At 54.2% G+C, this 15,183-nt stretch carries 16 protein-coding genes and 1 pseudogene; 15 read left to right on the top strand and 2 right to left on the bottom strand.

Annotated features, from left to right (window positions below):
- Nucleotides 1–10: 10 nt before the first annotated feature.
- Nucleotides 11–475, top strand: coding sequence for a 6,7-dimethyl-8-ribityllumazine synthase (gene ribH / locus ACR1UW_RS12455; protein WP_033008265.1), 465 nt, complete (start codon nt 11–13; stop codon nt 473–475).
- Nucleotides 476–586: 111 nt separating this feature from the next.
- Nucleotides 587–937 (top strand): GNAT family N-acetyltransferase, encoded by a 351-nt coding sequence (locus ACR1UW_RS12450; RefSeq protein WP_033008266.1) that lies wholly within the window; start codon nt 587–589, stop codon nt 935–937.
- Nucleotides 938–988: 51 nt separating this feature from the next.
- Here the strand turns inward: ACR1UW_RS12450 and ACR1UW_RS12445 are convergent, their stop codons facing one another.
- Complete coding sequence (locus tag ACR1UW_RS12445; protein WP_033008269.1) at nt 989–1,501, bottom strand: DUF309 domain-containing protein; 513 nt, start codon at nt 1,499–1,501, stop codon at nt 989–991.
- A gap of 243 nt (nt 1,502–1,744) precedes the next feature.
- Between ACR1UW_RS12445 and ACR1UW_RS12440 the strand changes: the two genes are divergently transcribed.
- The 3 genes from ACR1UW_RS12440 to ACR1UW_RS12430 all read left to right on the top strand — a co-directional run bounded on the left by ACR1UW_RS12440 (nt 1,745) and on the right by ACR1UW_RS12430 (nt 3,898).
- Nucleotides 1,745–2,506, top strand: coding sequence for a segregation/condensation protein A (locus ACR1UW_RS12440; protein WP_033008270.1), 762 nt, complete (start codon nt 1,745–1,747; stop codon nt 2,504–2,506).
- A gap of 311 nt (nt 2,507–2,817) precedes the next feature.
- On the top strand, nt 2,818–3,447 hold the full coding sequence (gene scpB / locus ACR1UW_RS12435) for an SMC-Scp complex subunit ScpB (RefSeq protein WP_047818634.1): 630 nt from the start codon (nt 2,818–2,820) through the stop codon (nt 3,445–3,447).
- A gap of 46 nt (nt 3,448–3,493) precedes the next feature.
- Nucleotides 3,494–3,898, top strand: coding sequence for a hypothetical protein (locus tag ACR1UW_RS12430; RefSeq protein ID WP_063210902.1), 405 nt, complete (start codon nt 3,494–3,496; stop codon nt 3,896–3,898).
- A gap of 99 nt (nt 3,899–3,997) precedes the next feature.
- Here the strand turns inward: ACR1UW_RS12430 and ACR1UW_RS12425 are convergent.
- Nucleotides 3,998–4,126, bottom strand: a pseudogene (locus tag ACR1UW_RS12425) (DUF2935 domain-containing protein); the annotation flags it as partial.
- 163 nt (nt 4,127–4,289) lie between these two features.
- Between ACR1UW_RS12425 and ACR1UW_RS12420 the strand changes: the two are divergent.
- The 10 genes from ACR1UW_RS12420 (at nt 4,290) to ACR1UW_RS12375 (ending at nt 15,175) form a co-directional block, all read left to right on the top strand.
- Complete coding sequence (locus ACR1UW_RS12420; RefSeq protein ID WP_171698146.1) at nt 4,290–5,594, top strand: superoxide dismutase; 1,305 nt, start codon at nt 4,290–4,292, stop codon at nt 5,592–5,594.
- A gap of 321 nt (nt 5,595–5,915) precedes the next feature.
- Nucleotides 5,916–7,061 carry a D-alanyl-D-alanine carboxypeptidase family protein gene (locus tag ACR1UW_RS12415; protein ID WP_171698145.1) on the top strand — a complete coding sequence of 382 codons (1,146 nt, stop codon included), beginning with the start codon at nt 5,916–5,918 and terminating at the stop codon, nt 7,059–7,061.
- The gene (locus ACR1UW_RS12410) at nt 7,054–7,650 is read left to right on the top strand and encodes a nucleoside recognition domain-containing protein (protein ID WP_498933543.1); all 597 of its coding nucleotides are present in this window, start codon (nt 7,054–7,056) and stop codon (nt 7,648–7,650) included. Before ACR1UW_RS12415 ends, ACR1UW_RS12410 begins: the two co-directional genes overlap by 8 nt.
- The gene (locus ACR1UW_RS12405) at nt 7,650–8,183 is read left to right on the top strand and encodes a spore maturation protein (protein ID WP_171698143.1); all 534 of its coding nucleotides are present in this window, start codon (nt 7,650–7,652) and stop codon (nt 8,181–8,183) included. The genes ACR1UW_RS12410 and ACR1UW_RS12405 overlap by 1 nt, the downstream gene beginning before the upstream one ends.
- A gap of 132 nt (nt 8,184–8,315) precedes the next feature.
- Nucleotides 8,316–9,047, top strand: a complete 732-nt coding sequence (locus ACR1UW_RS12400) for a pseudouridine synthase (RefSeq protein WP_063330668.1) — start codon at nt 8,316–8,318, stop codon at nt 9,045–9,047.
- A 142-nt stretch (nt 9,048–9,189) separates the two neighbouring features.
- Nucleotides 9,190–9,714 (top strand): thiol-disulfide oxidoreductase ResA, encoded by a 525-nt coding sequence (resA, locus tag ACR1UW_RS12395; RefSeq protein ID WP_063330669.1) that lies wholly within the window; start codon nt 9,190–9,192, stop codon nt 9,712–9,714.
- A 13-nt stretch (nt 9,715–9,727) separates the two neighbouring features.
- Nucleotides 9,728–11,386, top strand: coding sequence for a cytochrome c biogenesis ResB family protein (locus ACR1UW_RS12390; RefSeq protein WP_498933540.1), 1,659 nt, complete (start codon nt 9,728–9,730; stop codon nt 11,384–11,386).
- On the top strand, nt 11,373–12,560 hold the full coding sequence (gene ccsB / locus ACR1UW_RS12385) for a c-type cytochrome biogenesis protein CcsB (RefSeq protein WP_289642992.1): 1,188 nt from the start codon (nt 11,373–11,375) through the stop codon (nt 12,558–12,560). Before ACR1UW_RS12390 ends, ccsB begins: the two co-directional genes overlap by 14 nt.
- 96 nt (nt 12,561–12,656) lie before the next feature.
- The gene (locus tag ACR1UW_RS12380) at nt 12,657–13,382 is read left to right on the top strand and encodes a response regulator transcription factor (protein WP_483299729.1); all 726 of its coding nucleotides are present in this window, start codon (nt 12,657–12,659) and stop codon (nt 13,380–13,382) included.
- A complete protein-coding gene (locus ACR1UW_RS12375; protein ID WP_498933538.1) occupies nt 13,382–15,175 on the top strand; it encodes an ATP-binding protein in 1,794 nt (597 codons plus the stop codon). The genes ACR1UW_RS12380 and ACR1UW_RS12375 overlap by 1 nt, the downstream gene beginning before the upstream one ends.
- Nucleotides 15,176–15,183 lie beyond the last annotated feature (8 nt).

The following is a 15,183-nucleotide window of genomic DNA, read 5'->3' as shown; positions in this document are numbered from 1 at the left end:
GAGAAAAAACATGCGGGTTCTTGAGGGAAATTTAGTCGGCACCGGGTTGAAAATCGGCATCGTCGTTTCTCGTTTTAATGAATTCATTACGGGCAAGCTTTTGTCAGGGGCGATCGACGGTTTGACGCGCCATGGCGTCAGCGACAATGACATCACGGTCGCCTGGGTGCCGGGCGCATTTGAAATTCCGCTCCTCGCGAAAAAAATGGCGGAATCGAAGCAGTTTGATGCCGTCATTGCGCTCGGCGCCGTCATCCGCGGGGCGACGAGCCATTTTGACTACGTCTGCAGCGAGGCGGCCAAAGGCGTCTCCCACGCCGCGCTCTCAAGCGGCGTCCCAGTCATTTTCGGCGTATTGACGACCGATACGATCGAGCAAGCCATTGAACGGGCCGGCACAAAGGCGGGCAATAAAGGCTGGGAAGCGGCCGTTTCGGCCATCGAGATGGCGAACGTTTTGCGGACATTTGTGTAAAAAGGCATGAAATGGTTCACAATATCGGTGAGAATGTTTATAATACGTATAGAGAAAATGACAACGTGTTTTCCTTTTCGGAAAAGCGTTTGTCGATAATGAGGGATTTTTATGTTGATCCGCTATCGAAAAAACTATGAGAAAATCGCCATGGGACTGTTGTCGTTTATGCCGACGGAAAAAGATTTGAAACGGCTCCAGCAGACGATCAAACAGTATGAAACGAACAGCGACTGGCAGCTGTTTTTATGGAAGGAAGGGGACGATATCGTCGGCATTATCGGCGTCCTGTTGTGCGCTCCTGATGTTGTGCAAATCCAGCACATCAGCGTCAATCCATCGCATCGCCACCAAGGGATCGGAAAACAGATGGTCAAGGCGTTGAAAGAGGCGTACCCCGACCGCCGGCTATGCGCGAACGAGTGGACCGCCTCGTTTTTCGATAAATGCCAAACGTGCTAGCCCAACGAGACAAATCGGCGCAACGCCGCGCTGTTGCGGGCGGCAGAGGGGTTATGTCCCTTCTGCTTTCGCCCGCTTTTTTTGTTCGCGGGCGGCGATGACGTCCGAACGGTCGCGCCGCCGGTGTTTGTCTACAAGGTCGATATCAGTGAGATCGCTCGCCTGCCCCCAAACAAGCTGCCGCTCGGCGCAGGCGGCTTGGCACTGTTCGTACAGGGAGCGGTCGCGAATCGGCAGCTCAATGCTTTCATACGGTTCGCCGCGGGCAATCCGCTCGGCGGCCTCTTCAAGCAGCACGGCCAACTCCTTCTCGTCAAGGCCGAGCCGGCGGATCATCCCGCGCGCCTCCTCAAGCAGCGTCCGCGCCCGTTTGATGAGGCGGAGCGCGCCGGAACTGTTGCCGCGCCGGTAGTGGTAAAAGGCGACGGCAATTTGGATGAGAATGAGCCATTCCCGTTTCCGTCCGTCGCGCTTCCATTGTTCTTCTAAAATCTCATGACATTCGAAATAATCGCGGTCGCCATGGAAATGGACTAAATAGTCGATATATGCTTTTGGATACATGGGCCATCGTTCCTTTCGCCGAGGCGTGTTTAGCGGTAGGCGGCCTTGTTGCCAGGCAAAGCCGTGCAGCTGCCGGCGCTGCGGCAGGGCTCTCCTCGTATTATACGTTTTCATGGCGTTCGAGGCAAAAACCGTCTCATTTCCGTTCGCTTCGCCGCGGAATTATGATACAATAAGTATATTGCCAGCAAGGTTCTCCAATGTGCGCATCGGCGCGGGGAACGGCTGCGGAAAAATGGTGGGATGGATGTGCAAGTGCCGTATAACGTCAAAATTGAAGCGTTTGAAGGGCCGCTTGACTTGCTTTTGCATTTAATCAACCGCTATGAGATCGATATTTACAACATTCCGGTGGCGCAAATTACGGAACAGTATATGGCGTACATTCACGCCATGCAAGAGCTTGAGCTTGATATCGCCAGCGAATATTTGGTTATGGCGGCCACGCTGTTGGCGATGAAAAGCAAAATGCTGCTGCCGGTGTCCGACGAACACGCCGAAGATGACAGCTTGGAATTCGCCGAGGCGGACGATCCGCGCGAAGAGCTGATGCAGCGGCTTCTTGAGTACAAAAAGTTTAAGGAAGCTGCACGCGAGCTGAAGCGGCGCGAAGAAGAACGGGCGCTTCTGTTTACAAAACCCCCGAGTGACTTGAGCGCGTACGCCGATGAAAAAAAAGCGTCCGCGCCGCTTGATGTCAACGTCTACGATATGCTCGGCGCCCTGTCAAAACTGTTGCGCCGCAAAAAACTGCAAAAACCGATGCGGACGAAAATTGCCCGCCAAGATATTTCCGTTGAAAAGCGGATGGCGGAAATTTTGCATGAACTGCGGCAGGCGAAAGAACGGAAAAACTTTTATGAGTTATTTCCGTCCTGCGACCGTTCGTATATCGTTGTCACTTTTTTGGCTATTTTGGAATTAATGAAACAAAATAAAATCATCGTTGAGCAAGAGCGGAATTTCAGCGATTTGTTTCTCGCCGCCAATCATCTGGCCGGTTGAGGCGGTTCGCGATGGCGGACCGCTTTCCTTTTGCCTGCTGGGCCCATCGGCTGATGGCCGGTGCGAAGGCGAGACGGACAGCTGCTGATTCGGAAAAGGCTCATGAGCAAGTTTTGCTCTTCGCCCAGGCGTGAAAATGTCTGCTCAAGGCATGCGCATCTTCACGAAAAAGTCTCATGGGCAACGTTTTGCCCTTCACCCGGGGATGAAAATCACGCGCCAGTCCTGCATTTTCGCGGAAAATGCCGGGAAGCCGCAAGATGGCTGCAGTTGCGATCAAAACGGTGAAAAAGGAAAGGGGAGAAGGGAGAATGGACCAAAAGGAAATGAAAACAAACAGCGCTGCTGGTGCGCCGGCTCCATTCAAAGCGATCGTGGAAGCGCTGTTGTTTGCCGCTGGCGACGAGGGGCTGTCGCTTGCCCAAATTGCCGCTGTTTTGGATATTGGCGAGCCGGAGGCGAAAGCAGTGATGGCGGCGCTCCAGGAAGACTGCTGCCGCGAAGAACGCGGCATTCAGCTGGTCGAGCTGGGCGGCGTGTTTTTATTGGCGACGAAGAAAGAGTATGCTCCGTATTTGAAAAAGCTGGTCGAAGCGCCGGGAGCGTCGCCGCTGTCGCAGGCGGCGCTCGAGACGCTCGCCATTATCGCCTACCGCCAGCCGATTACGCGCGCTGAAATCGAGGAAATCCGCGGCGTGAAAAGCGACAAGCCACTGCAGACACTCATGGCGCGGGCGCTCATTAAAGAAGTCGGCCGCGCCGAAGGGACCGGGCGGCCGATTTTATACGGGACGACGGCCGAATTTCTCGACTATTTCGGCCTGAAAACGATTGAAGAACTGCCGCCGCTGCCAGAATGGACGGACGATGGCGAGGTTGAGCGGGAAGCTGACTTGTTTTTCGGAAAATTGGCGGAAAATTTGAGCGACGGACAGCCGTAATATGGTAAACTAAAGAAAAAACGGCTGACCGGGAAGGGGTGCGCTCATGAACATTTGCCGCCTGCAAGGCGAAGAATTGCAAAAATCGCAGTCGAATACGTTTGAGGACTACTTCAACCGATCGGAAGTCACGTACCGCGACGGCGGCGAAGAGCGGACGCTGTCTGTGTTGTATTTGCGCCATTTTGAGGCGGCGCTGCTTGATTGGCTGCCGTATGAAAGCGATCCACTGTTTACGGCTAACGGGCGCGACATTCGTTTGCGCGACATCGTCGCCCTCGTTTGTTTATGGAAAAATCCGGAATACCGACAGCGCCGGCGCGTCTATATTCATGACGAAGGCGAATTGCGCCGCTATTTTGCTGCTCTTGACACCGAGGCGCTGGAGGCGCTTGTCGGCGAATGGGCGGAAACCGGCGAGTGCCGCTTGCCAGAGCGCGCGCCGCAGTGAAACAAAAGCCGTGTGTTCCGTGCTTGGCGGGGCCGGCAAAACGGCTATACGGGCAAGAAAAAGCGGTTCCTTCGAGCGAACCGCTTTTTTCCTTATGGACTATTGTGTGCGCGTCTTGGTCGGATCGCAGGCTAGAGCTTTCACTTCGCCGGTCGTTTCCGCCAGCTTTTGCAAGTAGTAACATTCTTCGCGCGCCATATGGTCGGCCATCAGCGGCGACTGCATGCCTTGGACGTAATAGATGCTTTTCCCCTCCTTCTGTTTTTTCAGCTGAGTATGGCCTCGCTCCTATATGTATGAGCAGCCAAAAATTTGGGTGAATGCGGACAAGAACGATTTCCGCAAGCAGGCATACGATATGGCGAAAAAAGCAGGAGGAGGTTTTTACCAAATGGACGACCAAACGTTATTCGCCCGGTATGCGGCTGAGGTGAACGAATGGGGAGAACAGGTCAAGCAGGTGCTGGCGCTGCGCGGGGCAAGCACTGATGGCGCTTCGGCGCTGCTGAAGTTTATCGCCGAACATGACGGAGCGTGGACGGAAGAGGCAATCCGCGAACTCACGCGCCTTGTGGATGACGTGTACGCCGCTGCGCTTCGCCATTATGCCATCGAAGCGGCTGAGTGGGGGAGACAAATGGAGCACGCCCTATCCGCGCGCGGAGCGGCGGATGACATCGGCCTTTCTTCTTTGTTGGCGCGCATTGAAGAACACGACGGCGAGTGGACGGAGGAGGAGATTGGTCAACTGCAACGCCTTGTTGACGATGTGTATGTTCGAGCCGTTCGCCTTGTCGAACCAGTAGCCGGCGGACAGGAGGAAAACTCGCCGCGGCGGGAAGAAGCAGCCGTTTTGCTTGAGCAGGAAGGCGGCGGAGAACCAAGCGTTGAGGAGATCGTCACACACGGGGGAGATACCGAACAAGAGCCGGCCGCGGCGGCGGAACGGGCGGAGCCGATTGCATCCTCATCGGCGGATTCCGCTGATGGCGGGCAGTTGCACAAGGAAAAGACGATTGACGAAGAGCAGCGGCAAGAGGAAGGCGAGGCCGATGGTGAACGGCAACAGCCGATCCCGCCCGGCAGGCATGTGCTGCCGCCTTTGCCGTACAGCTATGATGCGCTTGAACCCCATATTTCCGAAGAAATTATGCGCCTTCACCATACGAAGCATCATCAAAGCTACGTCGATGGTCTGAACAAGGCGGAGCGCATGATGGCCGAAGCGCGCCGGACGAACAATTTTGAACTGCTGAAGCATTGGGAGCGGGAAGCGGCGTTCCACGGTTCGGGGCATTATTTGCATACCATTTTTTGGTATAATATGCATCCGGAAGGCGGCGGCGAACCGCGCGGAGAGCTGCGGGCGCAACTGGAACGCGATTTTGGCAGTTTTGCTGCGTTCCGGCGCCATTTTACCGAAGCGGCCAAAAGCGCCGAAGGGGTCGGCTGGGCGCTGCTCGTTTGGGCGCCGCGGGCGCATCGGCTCGAAATTTTGCAGGCGGAAAAACACCAGCTCATGGCGCAATGGGATACGATTCCGCTTCTTGTGCTCGATGTGTGGGAGCATGCCTATTACTTGCAATATAAAAACGACCGGGCGGCATACATCGAACATTGGTGGAACGTCGTCAATTGGCGCGATGTCGAAGCGCGTTTTCATGAGGCGCGGAAGCTGCGCTGGCAGCCATTTTAAACAGGCGGGGGGACCCCCGCCTGTTTTTTGAGGGGTAAAAGCCGGCTCCTTGTCTAGGAGGGCGGTTTTGCCGAAAACGCGATGCGGTTTGCTCTAGGTGTTGCACGTGTAGTCCCATCCTTCATCTGGTGGAAGCCTGCGAACGCTTCTACGGCCATATTTTTTCATCATATTTGTCCCACCGGCGCATACACTTGTACAGAACATGGCCTTGGTGTGTCGCGATCTTCCCTCTATTGCGCTCATTTCAGGTTGAATGGAAAGGAGGAACAGGCGATTCCTCCCTGCTTGCCGAAGGAGGGGGATCCTCGCCGGTATCGGATGAAAAGGTGGAAGCGGCTCATTTGCCTTATGGTCCTCGCTGCAGGGATGATATCATGCGTTCCACGGCAGACGAACGCCATGGACGGGGTGAGCGCAAAAAGCGCCATTTTAATAGAACAGCATTCCGGACGGATTTTGTTTGCGAAAGACGCCTATACGAAGCGGCGCATTGCCAGCATCACGAAAATTATGACCGCCATTTTGGCCATCGAGTCCGGGAAGCTTGACGACATGGTGACCGTCAGCGCCCGCGCCGTTCGGACGGAAGGATCATCAATTTATTTGCGCGAAGGAGAGAAAATCAAGCTGCGCGACTTAGTGTACGGGCTGATGCTTCGTTCCGGCAATGACGCCGCGGTTGCCATCGCAGAGCATGTCGGCGGCAGCGTCGAGGGGTTTGTGTTTTTAATGAACAAAAAGGCGGCTGAAATCGGGATGCGCGACACAGAGTTTGCCAATCCGCACGGATTGGACGATGCGGAAAACCATTACTCAACGGCCTATGATATGGCGTTGCTCATGCAATACGCGATGAAAAACGAAGAGTTTCGCCGCATTTCCGGAACGAAAGTGTACCGCGCCCCCGCCCCGCCCGGTGAGGACGGCGCGCGCGTATGGCGGAATAAAAACAAGCTGCTGACAAGCCTTTACGAATATTGCACCGGCGGCAAAACCGGCTATACGAAACGGGCGCACCGCACGCTTGTGACAACGGCGTCGAAAGATGGGGTCGATTTGATCGCGGTGACGTTGGACGCTCCGGACGACTGGAACGATCATATCGCCATGTATGAGTACGGGTTTTCCAACTACCATATCGCAAAAGTCCGCGGCGAGCGGGTCGTGAAGAAAATTTCCGATCCGTTTTACAAAGGGCGGCTGCGTGCAGCCCGCGATTTGCAATATCCGGTGACCGAACAGGAGACGGGAGAGCTGCGGGTGAAAGTATATTTGTTGAAGCCGCGCAAGGGATGGGAAAAATACCCAGAACGGGCGCCGACAGAGGTCGGAAAGGCGGTGCTTTATTTGCATCAAAAGGCGGTTGATTCGGTGCCGCTGCTGTATGAACCGGGAAAGGAAGGAAGCGGCCGAGGGTTTTTATGGCAAGTATTTCGCTTTTTAGGTGTGAGAAGCGATGGTTAACCTCATTTGGGTGATGATGGCGGTCATTGGCATCGTCTTTGCGGCGGCCAACGGCACGATGGACGAAGTGAACAAAGCGGTGTTTGAAAGCGCCAAAGAAGCGGTGACGATCAGCATCGGCATGGTCAGCATTTTAGTCTTTTGGCTCGGGTTGATGGCGATTGCCGAGCGGTCCGGCTTGCTTGCTAACGTTGCGCGCCTGTTTCTGCCGCTTGTGCGCCGCCTGTTTCCAGAAGTGCCGCCCGATCATCCGGCGCTCGGGTATATCGTTTCCAACATGGTCGCCAACATGTTCGGCCTTGGCAATGCGGCGACGCCGATGGGCATTAAGGCGATGGAGCAGCTGAAAAGGCTCAACGGCGGCCGCGACGAAGCGAGCCGATCGATGGTGACGTTTTTAGCCATCAATACATCAAGCATTACACTTATTCCGACGACCGTCATTTCGATCCGCATGACGTACGGATCGGCGTCGCCGGGCGAGATTATCGGCACGACCGTTGTTGCCTCGGCCATCTCCACGATCGGAGCCGTATTGATTGACCGATATTATTATTGGAAACGGATGCGGAAAGGCAGGAAGCCATAATGGCCATCGTCCAACTTCTTTCTGTTTGGCTGATCCCTGCGCTCATTGCTTTTATTTTGCTTTACGGTACAGCAAAGAAAGTGCCGACGTACGAAGCGTTTGTGGAAGGCGGCAAGGAAGGGATCGAGATCGCGTTTTCGCTCATCCCGTATTTGGTCGGCATGTTGGTGTCGGTCGCCATTTTCCGATCCTCAGGGGCGCTTGATGCCATGATGGAAGTGATCAAACCGCTGGCTGATGCCATTGGACTGCCGGCCGAAGTCGTTCCGCTTGCGGCTCTCCGCACGCTTTCCGGCACGGCGGCGCTCGGCATGACGACCGATTTGATCGCTACTTACGGCCCGGATTCGTTCATCGGGCGCCTTGCTTCTACGATCCAAGGCAGTACGGAGACGACGCTTTACGTGCTCACCGTCTATTTTGGCGCCGTCGGCGTCAAAAAAATGGGCGATGCGTTAAAAGTCGGCATTTTGGCCGACATTCTCAGCTTTATTGTTTCTGTTTTCATCGTTTTGTTTGTATTCGGGCGCTAGCGGCGCCTTTTTTCGTTCCCGCCGTTCGGCGGGTTTTTTGTTTGCAAAGGGAGCGGGAAAGGTGAAAAATAAAAGTGCCGCGCTTGTATCTGTTAGACGGAAAGGGTAAGATGATGAAAGAGGTGAGAGAGAATGGAACGGCTGCAAAAAGTGATTGCCCGCGCTGGTTTGGCATCAAGGCGCAAGGCGGAAGAAATGATTTTGCAAGGGCGGGTGAAAGTCAACGGCCGCGTTGTCACGGAGCTTGGCGTCAAGGTCGGACCGCGAGATGAGGTCGAAGTCGACGGCATTCCGGTCGAGCGCGAGGAGCCGGTGTATTATTTGCTGTACAAGCCGCGCGGCGTCATCTCGAGCGTCAAAGATGACAAAGGGCGCAAAGTGGTGACCGATTTTTTCAAGGATTTGGACAAACGCATTTACCCAGTCGGGCGGCTCGACTATGATACGTCCGGGCTGCTTTTGCTGACGAACGACGGCGATTTCGCCAACTTGCTCATGCATCCGCGCTATGAAATCGAGAAAGTATACGTTGCGAAAGTGAAAGGCATCCCGACGCGCGAGCAGCTGAAGCAGCTCGAGCAAGGGGTGATGCTGGAAGACGGCATGACGGCGCCGGCGAAGGTGAAACTGCTCTCCGCTGACCGAAAAAAGCGGACGGCGATTGTCGAAATCCGCATCCATGAAGGGCGGAACCGGCAAGTGCGCCGCATGTTTGAGGCGATCGGCTGTGAAGTGATGAAACTGAAGCGCGAACGGTATGCGTTTCTTGATTTAAAAGGGCTTCGTCCCGGCGAATACCGCGAGCTGACACCGCACGAGGTGAAGCTGCTGCGCGTCCTTGCCCAATCCGGCGGGCGAAAATGACGAAGATTGTCACATAACGTTCATATCCTTGCACAGCAGGCTGAATAAAACTTTGCTATAATGGAAAATGAGAGATTGTGAACCGCTTGCCTCCCCTCTACCGTTGGCTGTGGGGGAGGAGAAACGTAAAGGGGTTTGAACGATGAAAAAGCAACATCGCCTAGTGATGAGAACGGTTATTTTGCTCGTGCTTTTGGCGGCGATCGGCTATACGATTTACACGAATTTTTTCACGGAGAAAACGGCTGTCGCTGTTGGTTCGACGGCGCCTGATTTTGTGCTGACCGATTTGAAAGGGCATGAACATCGTCTTTCAGACTATCGCGGCAAAGGCGTTTTTTTGAACTTTTGGGGAACGTGGTGCAAGCCGTGCGAGCGGGAGATGCCGTATATGAACGAGCTGTACCCGATTTACAAAAAACAAGGGGTTGAAATTTTGGCTGTCAATGTCGGTGAACCGAAGTTGAGCGTTGAAAAGTTCGCGGAACGGTTCGGCCTGACATTTCCGATTGTGATCGACCGTCAAGATCAAGTGTTGAACGCCTATAATGTCGGCCCGCTGCCAACCACGTTTTTGATTGACAAAAACGGCGAAGTGAAGAAAATCATCACCGGCGCGATGACAAAAGCAGACATTCAGCGCCATTTGGAAAGCATCAAACCGTAAGGAGTTTTGCGCCATGGAACACGTCAAATGCGAATGCGGCCATGTCAATCCGCACGGCACGGCGTTTTGTGAGTCGTGCGGCAAGCCGCTTGCCGATTTGGGAGAAAAACTGATTTTGGACATGCGCTACGAAGGAAGCGCGCGCCGGTCACAAACGTACAACCGAACGATCGTCGACCAAATTTGGGCGTTTTTCTCCTCGGTCAAAGTTGGGGTAGCGCTCATCGTCATCACGCTCATCGCTTCGGCCGTCGGTACGATTTTTCCGCAAGAAATGTATATCCCGCCGAACGTGAATCCGGCTGAATACTACGAAGAGCAGTACGGTTGGGCAGGGAAGCTGTATTATGAGCTCGGCTTTAACAACTTGTACGGCTCATGGTGGTACATTTTGCTCATCGCCTTAATCGGCGTTTCGCTTGTCATTTGCAGCTTGGACCGGGTCGTTCCGCTTTACCGCGCCTTGAAGCGGCAAGGGGTGAAGCGCCATCCGCGCTTTTTAGAGCGGCAGCGGCTGTTTGGCGTTTCGCGCGTCGGCGATATGGACAAGGTGGTCGCTCTGCTGAAAGAGCGGCTCGCCAAGCAACGATACCGCATCCGCGAAGAAGGCGGCCATCTGCTCGCCGAAAAAGGGCGCTTTTCCCGCTGGGGACCGTATGTGAACCATGTTGGCCTGATCATCTTCTTAATCGGGGCCATGCTTCGCTCGGTGCCGGGCATGTACATTGATGAGGTGATGTGGATTCGCGAAGGGGAAACGAAAGAAATCCCAGGGACTGACGGCCAGTACTTTTTAAAAAGTGAAAAGTTTATTTTTGACACGTACAAAAAAGGTGAAGACAATGAAGTGTTTAATGCCGCCATCGACCGTGTCGGCGATGGCATGATTGCGGAAAACTATCAGACAAATGTCGTCTTGTATAAGCGCGTCGACCCGACAGTCGCCGGCGCCAAACCGAAGCTCGAAAAGGTGAAAGAATATTCGATTCGCGTCAACGAACCGCTGAAATTCAACCATTACGCACTCTATCAAGTCGATTTCCGGCTGAACGAGCCGAAAACGATGTCGTTCCAACTGGCGGATAAACAGTCGGGAAAAACGTTCGGCACGGTAGCGATCGACTTGTACGATCCAAAAGAAACGTACGACCTCGGACGGGGGTATCGCGTCGAGCTATTAAGCTATTTTCCTGACTTTGAGTTTGACGAAGACGGCAACCCGTCGACAAAATCGCGCGTGCCGAACAATCCGGCGTTCGTCTTTAAAATGTATGCGCCGGACCGTCCGAAAGGGGAAGTCAGCTTCGTCGCCATCCAACAAACGATCGAACCGTTTGGCAACAACAAGTACAAAATGGCGTTCGCGGGGCTTGAGACGCGCAATGTCTCCGGCTTGACCGTCCGCCGCGATTTCACGCTTTGGATTTTAGGGGTGGGCGGCGCGATTTTCATGATCGGGCTCATCCAAGGAATGTATTGGAATCACCGCCGCATTTGGGTGCAGCGGGTGAACGGCGAGCTATGGATCGCCGCACATACGAATAAAAACTGGTTCGGCTTGAAAAACGAGCTGCGCCGCCTGCTTGACGGCACCGGCTTAACGATGCCGGCCGATCGGCTCGAGGAAGAGAAAAAAGCCGGACAAGGAGGACAAGCGCATGGCACAGCTTAGCAGCACATTGCTCTATATTTCGTTTGTGTTATATTTGATCGGCACGTTTTTTTTTGGCGGCGCCATTCGCGACAAACGGAAGGAGCGGCAAGGAAAGGATCGTTGGTCGCAGCTTGGCATTGCCGTGACGATCATCGGTTTTCTCACCCAGGTCGGGTATTTCATCACGCGCTGGATCGCTGCCGGGCATGCTCCGGTGAGCAATTTGTTCGAGTTTACAACGTTTTTCGGCATGATGCTTGTCGCTGCTTTTATCATTGTTTATTTCATTTACCGGTTGAGCGTGCTCGGCCTGTTTGCGCTTCCGGTCGCGTTGCTGATCATCGCCTATGCGAGCATGTTTCCGCGGGAAATTTCGCCGCTCATTCCCGCCTTGCAAAGCGATTGGCTGCACATCCATGTGACGACGGCGGCGGCTGGTGAAGCGATTTTGGCCATCAGCTTTGTCGCTGGGCTCATCTATTTGATTCGCGTCGTCGATCAATCGAAGCCGTCGAAACGGACGTTTTGGCTCGAAGTGGTCATGTTTTGCTTAATTACTACGCTCGGCTTTGTCATCGTTTCGACAGCGTTCGGTCTTTCTGGGTATGAAGCGAAGTTCACGTGGGTCGACAAAAACAAGCAGACGGTTGAGGTCATCTACGATATGCCGGCGCTCGTTGGGCCGCACAAAGGGGAGCTTATGAAAGAAAGCGCCGGCCGCATGGAGCCGCTTGTTGAGATGCCGGCGATCATTAACGCGAAAAAGTTGAATACCGTCATTTGGTCGTTGATGGCGGGGGCGGTCTTGTACATCGCGCTTCGCCTCGCATTGCGCAAACGCATCGCAGCGGCGCTGCAGCCGCTTGTGAAAAACGTCAATTTGGATTTAACCGATGAAATTTGCTATCGAGCTGTAGCGATCGGATTCCCGGTGTTTACGCTCGGGGCGCTCATTTTTGCCATGATTTGGGCGCAAATCGCCTGGACGCGTTTTTGGGGCTGGGACCCGAAAGAAGTATGGGCGCTGATCACTTGGCTGTTTTACGCTGCCTTTTTGCACCTTCGTTTGTCAAAAGGCTGGCATGGTGAAAAGTCGGCATGGCTCGCCGTCATCGGCTTTGCCATTATTATGTTTAACTTAGTGGCGGTCAACCTCGTCATTGCGGGATTGCACTCGTACGCCGGAACATAATGGAAAACAACCGGATGCTCTGTTGGCGAGCATCCGGTTTTTCGGTAAACTAGAAAATAGGGAGTGTTTCCATTGATGATAGGAGGGTGCAAAGCATTGGAAAAACAAGAAAAAACCATCCGTATTTTAGTGGTTGACGATGAAGAGCGCATCCGGCGGCTCTTGAAAATGTATTTGGAGCGGGAAAACTATGTGATCGATGAGGCCGGCGACGGCAATGAAGCGTTGGAGAAGGCGTTGACGAATGATTATGACGTCATTTTGCTCGATCTGATGCTGCCGGGCAAAGATGGAATTGAGGTGTGCAAAGAAATCCGCGAGCAAAAAACGACGCCGATCATCATGTTGACGGCAAAAGGCGAAGAATCCAACCGCGTGCAAGGGTTTGAAGTCGGCACGGATGATTACATCGTCAAGCCGTTCAGTCCGCGCGAAGTCGTGCTGCGCGTAAAAGCGCTGTTGCGCCGCGCGGCGAACGCCCCCTACGCGCCGGTGGAGACGACGGCGAAAGACGTGCTTGTGTTTCCGCATTTGACGATTGACAACGATGCCCACCGGGTGACGGTCGACGGCAAGGAAGTCAGCTTAACGCCGAAAGAATATGAGCTGCTTCTCTTTCTGGCCCGCTCGCCCGACAAAGTGTTCGACCGCGAACAGCTGTTGAAGGAAGTATGGCATTACGAATTTTTCGGCGACTTGCGCACGGTCGACACCCACATTAAACGGTTGCGCGAAAAGTTGAATAAAGCGTCGCCGCAGGCGGGAAAAATGATCGTCACCGTCTGGGGCGTCGGCTACAAGTTTGAGGCAGTGAACGACTGATGTGGCTGTTTCGCAGCGTCGTCGGCAAGCTATGGTTTACGATTTTGTTGCTCGTTTCGTGCGTGCTGTTTATTTTAAGCATTTTGCTTATTAAATTTTTGGAAGATTATTATGTGCAGGAAGCGGAAAACGACTTGACCCGCCTGGCGACAAAAGTGGCCGAGGTGATGCACGATTACCGCGATGAGCAGCTTGCCCGCTCGATCGCTTGGACGCTTGTGGACAATCGAACGAAAGCCGTCATCGTCGCCGATGAGTCGCACTATTGGTATTCGCCTGGCGATGCTGGTTTGGATAATATGCCACTGTCGTCGATCCGCCAAGATCGGGACTTGCGGCGTGTGCTGACAGATGGGAAAACGGTGAAAAAGCGTTTGTATATGCTGGAGCGGTATCCAAAAGAAAAGCTGCCCCGTGATATGATCATTGTCGGCGTGCCGATGTCGATGCCGGATGGCAGCCGAGGAGCTGTGTTTATCTATCAGTCGCTCGAGGCGATCGCCGACGCGACGGAGCGGACGAAAGAGTTAATTTTTCTCGCCGCGTTTATCGCCATTGTCATGACGACGTTTTTTGCCTTTTTCTTGTCGACGCGCATCACCGCTCCGCTCCGGAAAATGCGGCAAGCCGCGTTCGAAATGGCGCGGGGCCATTTCGATATGAAAGTGCCGATTTTAACGAACGATGAGATCGGTGGGCTGGCGATGGCGTTCAACCAAATGGGACGGCGTCTGCAGTTTAACATCAACGCCTTAAACCAGGAAAAAGAACAGCTCGCCAGCATTTTAAGCAGCATGGCCGACGGCGTCTTGACGTTTAACCGCGACGGGGAAATCTTGATTACGAACCCGCCGGCTGAGCGGTTTTTGCAGGCGTGGTATTTTGAGCAAGGAAACGACGCGGAAGCGATGGCGCCGTTGCCGCCGCAAGTGAAAGAGCTGTTCGCCCGCGTCGTTCGCGAGGAGAAGGAGCAATCGACCGAAGTGACGCTGCAGGGGCGGACGTGGGTCATTTTAATGACGCCGCTGTACGGCAAAACGATGGTGCGCGGCGCGGTGGCTGTTTTGCGCGACATGACCGAAGAGCGGCGGCTTGACAAGCTGCGCAAAGACTTTATCGCCAACGTTTCGCACGAATTGCGCACGCCGATTGCCATGCTTCAAGGCTACAGCGAGGCGATCATCGACGATATCGCGGCAAGCGAAGACGAGAAAAAAGAGATGGCGAAAGTCATTTATGACGAGTCGCTGCGCATGGGCCGCCTAGTGAATGATTTGCTTGATTTGGCGCGCATGGAAGCCGGGCATATGGAACTCCATTATGAGCGCGTCCAGCTCGTGCCGTATATTGAGCGAATCATCCGCAAATTCCAAGGGCTGGCGAAAGAAAAGCAGATTGAGCTGACAGCCGAGTTTCGCGATCCGGATATCGAAATCGCTCTCGATCCGGATCGGATCGAACAGGTGTTAACGAACTTAATTGACAACGCCATCCGCCATACAGAATCAGGCGGCGCGGTCCGCTTGATCGCTGAACGGAGCGGCGACGGCGTGACGATCCATGTCCAAGACTCTGGTTCCGGCATTCCCGAAGAGGATTTGCCGTTTGTGTTTGAACGGTTTTACAAAGCCGATAAAGCGCGCACGCGCGGCCGCTCCGGCACCGGGTTAGGCCTTGCCATCGCCAAAAACATCGTCGAAGCGCATAAAGGGCTCATTACCGTTCACAGCAAACTGAACGAAGGAACGACGTTTTCGTTTTATTTGCCGGCCCGCGGACCGAAAGGAGCGTAGCGCCGTTT

This window comes from Geobacillus lituanicus (assembly GCF_050994965.1).
GTDB classification, from domain to species: domain Bacteria; phylum Bacillota; class Bacilli; order Bacillales; family Anoxybacillaceae; genus Geobacillus; species Geobacillus stearothermophilus.
Note: the sequence above shows the minus strand (reverse complement) of the source record. Positions and strands in the feature narration are given on the sequence as shown.

Bases quoted from the DNA above. Each gene is read 5' to 3' on its own strand.
- ribH (WP_033008265.1), top strand. From the start codon at position 11: ATGCGGGTTCTTGAGGGAAATTTAGTCGGCACCGGGTTGAAAATCGGC.
- ACR1UW_RS12450 (WP_033008266.1), top strand. From the start codon at position 587: ATGTTGATCCGCTATCGAAAAAACTATGAGAAAATCGCCATGGGACTG.
- ACR1UW_RS12445 (WP_033008269.1), bottom strand. From the start codon at position 1,501: ATGTATCCAAAAGCATATATCGACTATTTAGTCCATTTCCATGGCGAC.
- ACR1UW_RS12440 (WP_033008270.1), top strand. From the start codon at position 1,745: ATGGATGTGCAAGTGCCGTATAACGTCAAAATTGAAGCGTTTGAAGGG.
- scpB (WP_047818634.1), top strand. From the start codon at position 2,818: ATGGACCAAAAGGAAATGAAAACAAACAGCGCTGCTGGTGCGCCGGCT.
- ACR1UW_RS12430 (WP_063210902.1), top strand. From the start codon at position 3,494: ATGAACATTTGCCGCCTGCAAGGCGAAGAATTGCAAAAATCGCAGTCG.
- ACR1UW_RS12420 (WP_171698146.1), top strand. From the start codon at position 4,290: ATGGACGACCAAACGTTATTCGCCCGGTATGCGGCTGAGGTGAACGAA.
- ACR1UW_RS12415 (WP_171698145.1), top strand. From the start codon at position 5,916: ATGAAAAGGTGGAAGCGGCTCATTTGCCTTATGGTCCTCGCTGCAGGG.
- ACR1UW_RS12410 (WP_498933543.1), top strand. From the start codon at position 7,054: ATGGTTAACCTCATTTGGGTGATGATGGCGGTCATTGGCATCGTCTTT.
- ACR1UW_RS12405 (WP_171698143.1), top strand. From the start codon at position 7,650: ATGGCCATCGTCCAACTTCTTTCTGTTTGGCTGATCCCTGCGCTCATT.
- ACR1UW_RS12400 (WP_063330668.1), top strand. From the start codon at position 8,316: ATGGAACGGCTGCAAAAAGTGATTGCCCGCGCTGGTTTGGCATCAAGG.
- resA (WP_063330669.1), top strand. From the start codon at position 9,190: ATGAAAAAGCAACATCGCCTAGTGATGAGAACGGTTATTTTGCTCGTG.
- ACR1UW_RS12390 (WP_498933540.1), top strand. From the start codon at position 9,728: ATGGAACACGTCAAATGCGAATGCGGCCATGTCAATCCGCACGGCACG.
- ccsB (WP_289642992.1), top strand. From the start codon at position 11,373: ATGGCACAGCTTAGCAGCACATTGCTCTATATTTCGTTTGTGTTATAT.
- ACR1UW_RS12375 (WP_498933538.1), top strand. From the start codon at position 13,382: ATGTGGCTGTTTCGCAGCGTCGTCGGCAAGCTATGGTTTACGATTTTG.